This is a genomic window from Arthrobacter terrae (assembly GCF_015708085.1).
GTDB lineage: Bacteria > Actinomycetota > Actinomycetes > Actinomycetales > Micrococcaceae > Arthrobacter_M > Arthrobacter_M terrae.
In genome coordinates this window covers 142910-152581 of sequence record NZ_JADNYM010000005.1, presented here as the reverse complement: position 1 = coordinate 152581, position 9672 = coordinate 142910, and the positions used below count along the sequence as shown (strand labels likewise).

Genomic DNA, 9672 nt, shown 5'->3' with positions numbered 1-9672 from the left:
GCAGCCCCGAGTCCTCTTAATATGCCAAACCCGCAGACCGCCGTCACAGATTTTCACACCGGGGCTGCGGCTAACGCCGGCCCGTAGCGCTACCGCGCCCGAAACGACACCGCGGGACGGGTCGGGAGATGGGCGTGAGGGGGTCAGTCTGCGTCGGTGATGTTGGCGGCCGCGGAGAATTTTGTGGACCGGAGTTCCCCACGCCACGGGTATCGGGTGCAACTATGGCTGCATGGATGCATCCACTCCGAGTCCCACGGCGCCGGCAACACCTGTTCACGTTTCGAGGTGGTTGCGGTTACGCAAGGCTGTCTGGCCGTGGCCTAAAACAGTCTGGATCAAGGTGAAGCCGTGGCGGACCAGATCGTCACGGTGGATGCGACGGGCGAACCTCCTGACCGCGGTTCTCGTCGCCGTGATACTGGCTATTGCCGTTGCCTTTGCTGCGTACCTGTTGCTGCACCTGCTGTTGCCTGCATCGGATCATCCGATTGATCCCAAGGACCTGACCCAGTTCGCTTTCACCACAGTGGTCGGGGTCGGCGGGGTGGTCGCCTTGGTGGTCGCCTACCGCCGACAGGTTGGCATTGAACTGGGCCGATTTGTGGAACGGTTCGGTGCCGCGGCAAGCCAGTTGGGTAACCCCGATGTGGCTGTCCGTCTCGCTGGCGTGTACGCGATGGCTGGTGTCGCCGACGAATCGACGGACCACGAGCGGCAGCAGTGTGTCGACGTCCTGTGCGGATATTTGCGACTGCCCTACTCGCCAGGGACGGGAGCTAACCACGAATTCCAGCTCGAGCACAAAACCCCGGGGCGCGGAGGCGGTGACGAAATGACCCACAAGTATCAGTACCGGCAAAACGACAAAGAGGTTCGCCAAACCATCGTCCGGGTGATCGCCGCTCACCTACAGAAGGATGTCCGTGAATCCTGGTCCGACTGCACCTTCGATTTCACCGGAGCAGTCCTTGAGAGCGCCGACTTCTCCAAGGCAGTGTTTCAGTCCAGGGTGGACATTCGTGGTGCGAGGTTCAGCGGGGAGTGGACTTCGTTTAGTGAGGCGATGTTCAGCGGGGGGCAGACAGTGTTTGGTAGTGCGACTTTCAGCGGGGAGCGGACTTCGTTTGATGGTGCGACGTTCGGTGGGAAGTGGACTTCGTTTGATGGTGCGACGTTCAGCGGGGGTTGGGCCTCGTTTATTGGTGCGACGTTCAGCGGGGGTTGGGCTTCGTTTGGTGATGCGACGTTCAGCGGTGACTGGACTGTATTTGCTAGTGCGACGTTCAGCGGGGAGCAGACCTCGTTTAGGGGTGTGGCGTTCAGAGGGGACCAGGCCTGGTTCGATGATGCGACGTTCAGCGCAGTACACACATGGTTTGATGATGCGACGTTCAGCGGGGTCGTGACCAGCTTCAGAAGGGCTGACTTCGGCACGGGAGAAGTTTCGTTCGACAACCCGAAACAGTGGGATCCGGCTCCAAAGTTTGACTGGGACGCGTCCTTACCCGAGGCGGAACGGACGGTGAAACCTGCCAATGTTAAGCCAGAATCTTGGCCTCCAACGGTGAGACCGCCGCAGCCCTAACTAAAGGGGCATGTTCGGTCCGACGTCGCGTCCAAGTCCATGACCGGCGGCCAAACAGCTCAGGCGCCGGGCGGGCGCTCACCAGGGCGGGAACTTTCCGGGGGGAGGCGGTCAGTCGTTCCTACTGTGCGGAGAAGTCGAGTATGTCCACCGTCCAGATGACGGCTTCACCGTCGAGGATGCAGCCGGCAGAGACCTGCAGGATGGAGGTGGCGCTCACCAAGTAAGGGGAAGTAGCTGGTGATGTCTTTGCCGTTCCAGGGCCAGGTGGTGGCTGTTCCGTTGACGCAATGGACTGCGACCCGGAAGCCGTCCTGTTTCGGTTCGTCATGGCAGCCGCCGGGCAGTGCGGCGGACAGTGTGGCGGGCTTTGGGATGGAAGCGACTGCTTTGGCCAGGACAAGATCCAGGGGCGGCGCAAGTCTGCCGGCATCCGTGGGTCGCTGATCCGCTGAGTGCTCACCTGCTGATCGTAACGGGACCGCGATCACGGCCGTGTGCCCTGGCGCAGATCAGTGAGGGGAAGCGCTATCGCTCGGCACTGTCTTGCATGATTCCCAGCAGTCGTCGCACTTCGGCGGCCGTGGCCTGCGGATCGTAGCTGCCAAAAGGGGTGGAGGGTCTGTTCAGGATGTGCTCGACGGTGTAAGGCTGGCCGCGTTCGATGCGGACGGTAATGTGTTGCTGCCATTGCTGCCAGACGAAGGTTGCGACCCTGTCCCTGGTGTGGAAGAACACTCCGCGCGGGATGTCCAGATCTGAGGCGGCTTGCAGGAACGCTGCGGTGCGTGTGGCGACATCCGTGTTCTGCTCAGTTTCCCTGAAACGCTCAGCCACTACCTGATCAATGTACGTTTCAACGGCCTGCGCCTGGTGCTCATCGAGTGAGAGGTGGATTCCAAGAGGGGCTCCGCAGCGGCAGGTCGACTGCACGTAAGTGCGGCCGTCGGCGTCGTCGAACTCAATATCATCACCGTAGTCGGAATGTGTGTCGAGTAGTTCCCGGACTGCATGGAGCCGTCCGTCTCCGGCGGTACCGGTGTATGGCGCCGGGGCAAGTGGTCGGTCGTAGCTGCGCCGCCCAGGGGTGGTGTCAAGATCGGACTTCCGTGTGGTCATGCCCACCATGTGTGGGGAAGGCCTGGTCGCGCTCACCGGTAGCAGGGACGCCTGACCAAGAGCAGTCCAGTTAGCCTTCCAGGACGCGGAGGAGAGTGATCCGGTATTTGAGCGGAAAAATTATGCTCGCATGCCCGGGCCGGGGGACCATGACAACGATGTCGGTCAGCTTCCCGTTGGTCGCAGCGTGGCTGTATGCGGAGGCGTAGTCGACGAAGTCGAATCCGTTGACCTGGTATGTTGCATCGCTTTCAACACACACGCCCACGGTGCGGATGACGAAGCCTGCGCGGATGTGGACTGCCGCGGCCGCAAACGTCGGATGGATAACCGGAGGGGTGGCGACCGTGTTGATCCATCGGCGCAGACGGAAGTCCCTTCGGCCGGCGGGGACGAGAATGTAGCCGACGAAGTTGACCATCGGGGTCTGCCACGGGGCACGCACTGCCGGGGACAGGTGGTGAAGTGGTGACGGGCTGTGAAGTTGTTCGGTGAGGGTTGCTTCGCTGAGTTCCATATCCGCTATGTGTACGGACATGGCGGAGAATGTCACCACTGCATGACGCGGTGAAGTTGACCGGGCCTGCCGTACACATGGGGTCCATGAAGAATCACACAGAAGCTCTCGAGCCTGCTCTGGATATACGTGACGGCTCGGCTGTCACTTTCAAGGACCGGTACTTTGGGAAGCTCGCTCCCTACCTGGGCCAGAGCACACTGCTGCGCGTCGGTGTGGCCGTCATGGTGCTGCTGAACGTAACTGCTTTGACCTTCTCCATCATCAAAGTCTGTAGCGGTATGCCGTGATCGTTAACACCCGGTGAGACAGGCGAACTCCGCCGCACACATGAGGTCCATGAAGAACAACAATCTGCTGGATAGCCGCGAACCCCATTACCGTCTGGCTGAGCATCCCGAAACGGGCCAAGTCGTCGCCGTCGAGGTCCAGAAATTTCATTACCACCTCTATAAGTTTGTCAACGATGACTGCTTCGCGGACGAACAGTCTGCCGCCGCGGAGGCCCGCAAGCGTAACCGGCTGCCGATCCTCTCGCCATGCTGTGGTGCGCCGATTATCGCCCTGGTCAACAATGACGACTCCGTGGAGATCCTCTGCTCCGCAACTGACTGCCCCAACGAGTGGGATCGTACCGGCCAGGTCAGTTACTGGCAGAACCTCGATGTCTATCCCACCCTCCAATCTTTGAAGGATTCCGTCATGAGCCACCAACCAGCAACCCCTGTGATGCCCGCGCCCAAGGAGGCAGCGAAATGAAGCAGGGACTCACCCGCGCCGAGACGATGGAGATCAAGCGGGCACGGCGTGCTGAGCGACAAGGACGCCTGGTCCACATGGACCGCCATGTCCCCGGCATCATCGGGGTCAAATACGTTGTTCTCGTCGCTGCACGGGAACGCGCCGGGGTGGCGGAACGGATCTCGAAGACCCAGGCAAAAGCATGGCGGGACCAGGTGGAGCCGGCACCTCCATGGCTGGAGGAGCTGCTCCCGGAACGTCAGGCTGCCTAAACGGCATGTGGCCGGCTGACACCACCGGTGAGACCGATGGCTCCCGCCTCACACATACGAGTGGCGGGCACTTCCTGGCCGCGACACAAGAAGAAGGAACCACGGTGAAGTTTTCCCGCTCCAACTACGACAAACCACACCGCTGCCCTGGCTGGTCCGGTCCGGCATGGAAGTCCGGACCTGGGGAAAGCGGCTGCGAAGGCGGGTCACTGGCCGTCCAGTTCGGTGACGACTCCGACAAATGGGAGCGCCTCTACAAGCCGCACTGGACAATGTACCGGTGCGTGACTTGCGGGATCTACGTCCTGCCGAGCGTCCTCAAAAACCTGGATCCGTCGTGGTGGACGTTCGTCGTCGGACGGAAGATCAGCAACGTCAAAGACATGCTCCGACGGAGAGTCCGCTGATCTTGAGCGACGACATTCGCGAGCGGATCATGAGCGCCGAAGAAATCAGGCAGGTCAAGCCTGCCCTCGCTGCCCTCAACAAGGTGCGGCGATCCGCCCACGAGAACACCTCGGACGACATCGTCTTCGACGAAAAAACCCTGAAGCATTTTCAGGTGGGTGCTGGTAGCCCCGCTAAACATTTGCGGCACCGCCTCGACTACAACAAAAGACCGCGAAGGAGGACCCATGAGCGATATGTTTCCCGCTTCACCCCGTACCCCGGTGATGACAGCGCCCGCCATCTTGGAATGGCTGGCCGGTGAAATCGACGACGTAACCGCCACGCTGGAAAAATCGGATGACCCGATCACCCGTGGTATCCACGCAGCCATCCGCGGTCACCTGGAGGATATGTCCGCCCGGTTCGCCGCCACGACGATGCGCGCGATGGACGGCGATACCAGCGCCGGCCGCCGCCAGTTCCCGACAAACTCCTAAAGAAGGAAACCATGACCAACCTCATCCTGACTCCCAACGAGATCCCAGAGAAGCTCGACGCAGCGGTTGCCCTGCTCGACTCCCTGCCGGTTGGTTCGATCATCAAGGCGCTCAATGAGCGCAGCAACCCTGCCTGGCCGTCAGTGTTTATCAGGACCGGCACTGGCAGTGATCCGTGGCTGCTGCTGGATCCGGGCGGCCGCAACGATGAATCAACGTATTCGAGTGGGCCCATCGTCCGCTATTTCGGCACCGCGAGCATCAAGGTGCTTGACCGTGGGCCGGAGACTGAGGGGTCGGAGCCGGCATGAGTGGTTTCCGTCTCGTTCGGGCGGTGACGGTCAACCCGAGCGAAACAAAAGCGTACCGGGTCCAGTCCGTCGACCTGGTCACTGAAACAGCGGCCACCGCGCTCCTGCAGTCTCTCTCCGACGGCTCTGTCCTTCACCGGGTCGTAGGCGTTATGCTCGGCACGGGAATGGCCCGCGCGTACCGGGTGGAAACCCTCGCGCTGATGACCGAACCGGAAGCCATGACGGTCATGAGGAACCTCGGGTCACCCTATAGGGGCCACAAATATCTTCCCCAATAGGGTCGCGAACCGGTGTTGGCGCCGGGGGCACCAAGCTACGCAGCTGAAGAATATTCGTCGTCGGTAAAAATGGTCTGGCGTTTGAGGGCGCGTTCAACCATTAGCTGCCAGGTCCACCGATCGGTAACGAGCGGGAACGCAGCTTCCGGATCAAGCTGCCTGGCTGTGAAGTCGATGATGACCTCGCGGCCGTCACTGCCGGTCACCGCGGTTGCGTAATGGTCTCCGGCCGGGCACGTCACCCCAAGCGCCTTGTGCACCGCTGACGCAACGGCCTTGTCCCGTGAGATATGGTCGACAGCATCCCAGCAACGGTTGCGCGCCACCGACGGCGTCGCCAGGTCGGCGAAAGGTGTGCCGTCCGGCAGCGACGAACAGAGTAGGCGGTATGTGAGAGCGGGGACATCCATGCACTCTATGTGTGCGGATCTGCACGTGTAACTCTCCACCTCCCTCCATGCAGGAGGAATCTGCCGGGCACCGGCCGGTGCTACTGTCCTCTGAGCTTTGCGGCTTGGGAGCGAAGCCAGTGGACGCTGATGCCGCTGTGCCCGGCATTCGTCTCGGAGACGATCGCCGGCTTCCTTGCCGCGCCAAAGTCGAAGACCCCGGCAAGTCCCAGACCACGTCCTGTGGCTTCTGCCCGCTCGGCAACAGGGCTCACTGCTCTGCGTGCTTCGTGGGCAGATAGCTGAGATCAGCCAGGTAGACGCGAATCTCATCCGCGGCGCATGGACCCCAGTATCCGTTGTCGTTGCTTTCGCGGCGGTAATAGTACGCCACGGAAGCTCCGGTCGGACTCTCCGGGTCCAGGACTGCTTCCATTACCAGGTACAGCCTGGTGGTGCAGGACTTGTACGGGCAGCACTGGCGGACGATCTCGGCTGGCAGTTCGTCTTGTGGCGTGCTCACTTGGCTCCTCGGCGAAATCCGCGGACTGTTATAGCGCCGCCACCCAGGGCGTGTAGACGACGGATTCCGGGACGGTGATTTTCTGCCGGCTTGCTGCGTAGCAACTGAACTTGGTGTACAAGACTGCGTCAGCAAAGCTTTTCGCGATGACGGCGTCGCCGTCTGTGAACACCGCTCCCCACTGGATCTCGGTTTTGGCGTTGTCCGGGTTTGCGGCCAGGATGACGCGGAGGTCGGCAACGTTGACGCTGGCTGTGTCGCCACGTCTCCCTGCCTGGTTTTCGGACAGGGTGCAGAGTGCTTCAAGAGCTTTGTGCAGACCTATCGAGTCCGTATCGTCTAGGTCCGGATTGGTCTGAATCTTCATGCTCATCCCTGTTCACCGCCGAGCAACGCGGCCACGGCTGCGCCGGCAAGGTACTTCGCCCATTCCAGGGCTTGTTCTTCGCCGGGGTAGTCGGCTGGTGCTGCCAGAATCGCCTTGGCGGTCCGTTTAATTGCTGCCTCACCTGTCAGGTAGGCGATGATTGCGTCGGCAACGTCCAGGTCTTGCTCGCACGGGCACTCGTCACTGTTCTCGCCGTACGCGGCGACGATGACGCGGGCTATTGTGTCCCGTGCGCTCAGCTCACGCTCTCCCGGTCCGTCGCCACCGGGGGCTGGCACAGGATGCTGTGCGAGGGTGTGGCCACTTCCGGTCTGCGCAGTGTTGTTCTTCTCGATGTCCATGTCCCCTATGTGTAAGGAGCCGGGCGTTTCCCTCTCCGGATATCAGGCCGCTTCCAGGAGGACGGCTGCGGTGATCTGTTGGACGGGGACACGGGCCCAATGAGTGCCGGCGATGCGGGCTGCTTCCGGACCGCTGACAGCTGAAGCCAGGGTCAGGTAGACGGCGGAGGCTGCCCGCTGCAGCCTGGGGATGACGCGCGAGCCGTCCAACCCGGTCAGGTGCGTTGGAGCGCCCGGAAAGCTGGGCCCGGGAAGCTGCAGACCGGCGAGAACCGCGGCAGCTTTCTTCCCTTCCGGTGTACGCAGCGCAGGAACAGCCGAATAGCATCCGTCCCGCCGCCAGCCGGCCGGTAACTCTTCCGTGGGAGACAGTAGCCGCATACCGCGCACCATCTGGTCTCCGGAAGAAAAGGTGTCCACTAAAGGGACCCGTCCGCCGATAGTGATACTGTAGGCGGCCACTTTTGCGTTGAATCCTTCTTCAGCCCTGGCACGTTCATCCAAATAGGCTTCCAGTACCGCGGGCTGAAGTGAGCGAAAAACCATCGCGGGTAGGTATATCTTCGACGATTCGGGGAGGGTGCACAGTTTTTCGTTCATCGCTCTTTTCGTCCGGTTCGTTCATGATTGCATAAAAGTACTGACCACCCTTTTAGGTAGTCTTGATGTATGGCACAAAAGATAACAATTCATTTACTCGATGATCTCGACGGCACGACCGCCAGCGAGACAATTCAATTTGGCCTCGACAAGGTCTCCTATGAGATTGACCTGACAGAGGAAAACGCACAGAAGATCCGGGACGCCCTGGCACCTTTCATTGCCGCAGCCAGGACTAAGCCTGTCGCCGCGGCACGGAAACCGTCCACCGGGGGTCCAGACACGAAGAATGTACGACGCTGGGCTCTGGCCAACGGCATGAACGTCAACCCCCGCGGCCGTATCAAGTCCGATATTGTCGAAAAATTCTTGGCAGCCCAGGCCGCATAAGCCTCCAGGGGTGACAGGTTTCTTTTTCGGCCGGAGCTGGTGCTGCCGGTGACAATCCCGGATTGGGCCAGGAGATGACTGAGGCTATATCAACAGCCAGTTATTTCAATTTTTGGTCATCCGGCGATTTTTTCACCGGCACCGCCCCATAGACTTTCGCCGGGAACAGCACATCGCTTAGGTCGGCTGAGCGGACCGGGGTTTTCAGGAATGAAGTCCAAACGGTGCCGTCGGCGTCGGTGCCTTTACGAAGCGACCGCCCTTCACGGGTGAGAATGATCGTGCCATCCGGGAGGTCCTCGGCCTCGCCGATGGTCTGAACGAAACGGACCGGGACGGGTTCGCCGAGGGTAAGTTCGACGGCGGTTTCGATTTCTGTGTCCCCGACGGAGAGGTGGTAGCCACCGACGGGGTAACTGCCGTGGCCTTCGACCACAACGACGTCCCAGCCGCCGTTGTGGTGGGTGAACGGGACGACGACGAGTCCGCTGGAAGGCAGCAGCAGAACTTTCCCGCGGGCTTCATGGGAGTAGCGCTGGCGGAGCAGGAGCTTGCAGTAGTCGTTGGTGGAGATACCGTTGGCGCGCGGGTCAGGTGTGTGTTTCATGACCCTCATGTGTGCGGAACGGGTACGGGCCCTCACCGAAGCTGCTGGGTCACGCCAGGACGGTGATCCGGCTCTGGAACGATATGGGCTCCCAGACCACGGTGTCACCGAGCGCCACTTCGACCCCGTCCCTGTTCTCCGCGGTGACTACTTGAACGCGGGCACCGGCGACAGCGTGACGTTGGCCTTCTTCCTGCGGCGTCGTTCGGCCAGAGAGAATCCGAGGTCGCTGAGCAGCAGTGCTGCCACGAGAGACAGCGCGTACCATTCGACCGGCCACCGGAAGGTGAGGTACCCGCCGAAGCTGACGGCGATGATGCCCAGGGCAACCGTGTAGACGCTGACCGGGAAGCGGCGCCTGGCCGGTGTCATCAGTAGCCGAGGATCCGCTCGGCACGCTTGAACAGGGACGCGGCCAGTTCCTCCATGGCGGCCTGTGAGTCCGTGGCTGAGCCGGTCGGGTTGGGCACGTTGGAGCGCCATTCGCTGGCAGTCAGTGACAGCAGTTCGGTCCACTCCATCGACGCACGGTTGAGGACGCTGATCTTGGCGTGGGAGTTCTTGTCCAGGGCCGCGTTGAGAATACTAACCTGCAAGATGGTGTGTCGGGCAGGCTGCCTTGGGTGGGGGATCTGGGCGTGCGCGGTTTGGGTGAGCCGGGCGGAGAGGCTGTCGCGGCCGTAGCTGGTGTCGACGATGTTCAGGTCCATGATTCCTT

The 9672-nt window shown here is 61.3% G+C and carries 20 protein-coding genes; 9 read left to right on the top strand and 11 right to left on the bottom strand.

The features are described 5' to 3' along the window. Positions 1-376 precede the first annotated feature (376 nt). Positions 377-1588 (top strand): pentapeptide repeat-containing protein, encoded by a 1212-nt coding sequence (locus IV500_RS05155; protein WP_196395743.1) that lies wholly within the window; start codon positions 377-379, stop codon positions 1586-1588. Positions 1589-2116: 528 nt separating this feature from the next. On the opposite strand, the gene IV500_RS05150 is transcribed toward IV500_RS05155, so the two are convergent. Together IV500_RS05150 and IV500_RS05145 are read right to left on the bottom strand one after the other, a co-directional pair. Continuing rightward, entirely contained in the window at positions 2117-2707 is a 591-nt protein-coding gene (locus IV500_RS05150) for a hypothetical protein (protein ID WP_196395742.1), read from the bottom strand. Between the two features lie 70 nt (positions 2708-2777). Beyond that, positions 2778-3245 (bottom strand): hypothetical protein, encoded by a 468-nt coding sequence (locus tag IV500_RS05145; RefSeq protein WP_196395741.1) that lies wholly within the window; start codon positions 3243-3245, stop codon positions 2778-2780. Between the two features lie 65 nt (positions 3246-3310). Between IV500_RS05145 and IV500_RS05140 the strand changes: the two genes are divergently transcribed. The 7 genes from IV500_RS05140 to IV500_RS05110 all read left to right on the top strand — a co-directional run bounded on the left by IV500_RS05140 (position 3311) and on the right by IV500_RS05110 (position 5716). Continuing rightward, a complete protein-coding gene (locus IV500_RS05140) occupies positions 3311-3514 on the top strand; it encodes a hypothetical protein (protein ID WP_196395740.1) in 204 nt (67 codons plus the stop codon). A 49-nt stretch (positions 3515-3563) separates the two neighbouring features. Continuing rightward, positions 3564-3983, top strand: coding sequence for a hypothetical protein (locus tag IV500_RS05135; protein WP_196395739.1), 420 nt, complete (start codon positions 3564-3566; stop codon positions 3981-3983). Continuing rightward, entirely contained in the window at positions 3980-4237 is a 258-nt protein-coding gene (locus IV500_RS05130; RefSeq protein ID WP_196395738.1) for a hypothetical protein, read from the top strand. The genes IV500_RS05135 and IV500_RS05130 overlap by 4 nt, the downstream gene beginning before the upstream one ends. 104 nt (positions 4238-4341) lie before the next feature. Beyond that, complete coding sequence (locus IV500_RS05125) at positions 4342-4644, top strand: hypothetical protein (protein WP_196395737.1); 303 nt, start codon at positions 4342-4344, stop codon at positions 4642-4644. Positions 4645-4872: 228 nt separating this feature from the next. Further along, positions 4873-5124, top strand: a complete 252-nt coding sequence (locus IV500_RS05120) for a hypothetical protein (protein WP_196395736.1) — start codon at positions 4873-4875, stop codon at positions 5122-5124. Between the two features lie 11 nt (positions 5125-5135). Then, entirely contained in the window at positions 5136-5435 is a 300-nt protein-coding gene (locus IV500_RS05115; protein ID WP_196395735.1) for a hypothetical protein, read from the top strand. After that, the gene (locus tag IV500_RS05110; RefSeq protein WP_196395734.1) at positions 5432-5716 is read left to right on the top strand and encodes a hypothetical protein; all 285 of its coding nucleotides are present in this window, start codon (positions 5432-5434) and stop codon (positions 5714-5716) included. Before IV500_RS05115 ends, IV500_RS05110 begins: the two co-directional genes overlap by 4 nt. Positions 5717-5751: 35 nt before the next feature. Here the strand turns inward: IV500_RS05110 and IV500_RS05105 are convergent, their stop codons facing one another. The 6 genes from IV500_RS05105 to IV500_RS05080 all read right to left on the bottom strand — a co-directional run bounded on the left by IV500_RS05105 (position 5752) and on the right by IV500_RS05080 (position 7957). Further along, positions 5752-6126 (bottom strand): hypothetical protein, encoded by a 375-nt coding sequence (locus IV500_RS05105; protein WP_196395733.1) that lies wholly within the window; start codon positions 6124-6126, stop codon positions 5752-5754. 80 nt (positions 6127-6206) lie between these two features. Continuing rightward, positions 6207-6380, bottom strand: coding sequence for a hypothetical protein (locus tag IV500_RS05100; RefSeq protein WP_196395732.1), 174 nt, complete (start codon positions 6378-6380; stop codon positions 6207-6209). After that, positions 6377-6628, bottom strand: coding sequence for a hypothetical protein (locus IV500_RS05095; RefSeq protein ID WP_196395731.1), 252 nt, complete (start codon positions 6626-6628; stop codon positions 6377-6379). Before IV500_RS05095 ends, IV500_RS05100 begins: the two co-directional genes overlap by 4 nt. 28 nt (positions 6629-6656) lie before the next feature. After that, complete coding sequence (locus IV500_RS05090; RefSeq protein WP_196395730.1) at positions 6657-6995, bottom strand: hypothetical protein; 339 nt, start codon at positions 6993-6995, stop codon at positions 6657-6659. A gap of 2 nt (positions 6996-6997) precedes the next feature. After that, positions 6998-7357, bottom strand: coding sequence for a hypothetical protein (locus IV500_RS05085; protein WP_196395729.1), 360 nt, complete (start codon positions 7355-7357; stop codon positions 6998-7000). Between the two features lie 42 nt (positions 7358-7399). Next, positions 7400-7957: a hypothetical protein gene (locus IV500_RS05080; protein ID WP_196395728.1), complete on the bottom strand. Its 558-nt coding sequence runs from the start codon at positions 7955-7957 to the stop codon at positions 7400-7402. 69 nt (positions 7958-8026) lie between these two features. Between IV500_RS05080 and IV500_RS05075 the strand changes: the two genes are divergently transcribed. Further along, positions 8027-8347 carry a histone-like nucleoid-structuring protein Lsr2 gene (locus tag IV500_RS05075; protein ID WP_196395727.1) on the top strand — a complete coding sequence of 107 codons (321 nt, stop codon included), beginning with the start codon at positions 8027-8029 and terminating at the stop codon, positions 8345-8347. A gap of 100 nt (positions 8348-8447) precedes the next feature. Here the strand turns inward: IV500_RS05075 and IV500_RS05070 are convergent, their stop codons facing one another. The 3 genes from IV500_RS05070 to IV500_RS05060 form a co-directional block, all read right to left on the bottom strand. Further along, a complete protein-coding gene (locus tag IV500_RS05070) occupies positions 8448-8954 on the bottom strand; it encodes a hypothetical protein (protein ID WP_230854511.1) in 507 nt (168 codons plus the stop codon). A gap of 147 nt (positions 8955-9101) precedes the next feature. Beyond that, positions 9102-9326: a hypothetical protein gene (locus IV500_RS05065; RefSeq protein ID WP_196395725.1), complete on the bottom strand. Its 225-nt coding sequence runs from the start codon at positions 9324-9326 to the stop codon at positions 9102-9104. Further along, entirely contained in the window at positions 9326-9664 is a 339-nt protein-coding gene (locus IV500_RS05060) for a hypothetical protein (RefSeq protein ID WP_196395724.1), read from the bottom strand. Before IV500_RS05060 ends, IV500_RS05065 begins: the two co-directional genes overlap by 1 nt. Positions 9665-9672 lie beyond the last annotated feature (8 nt).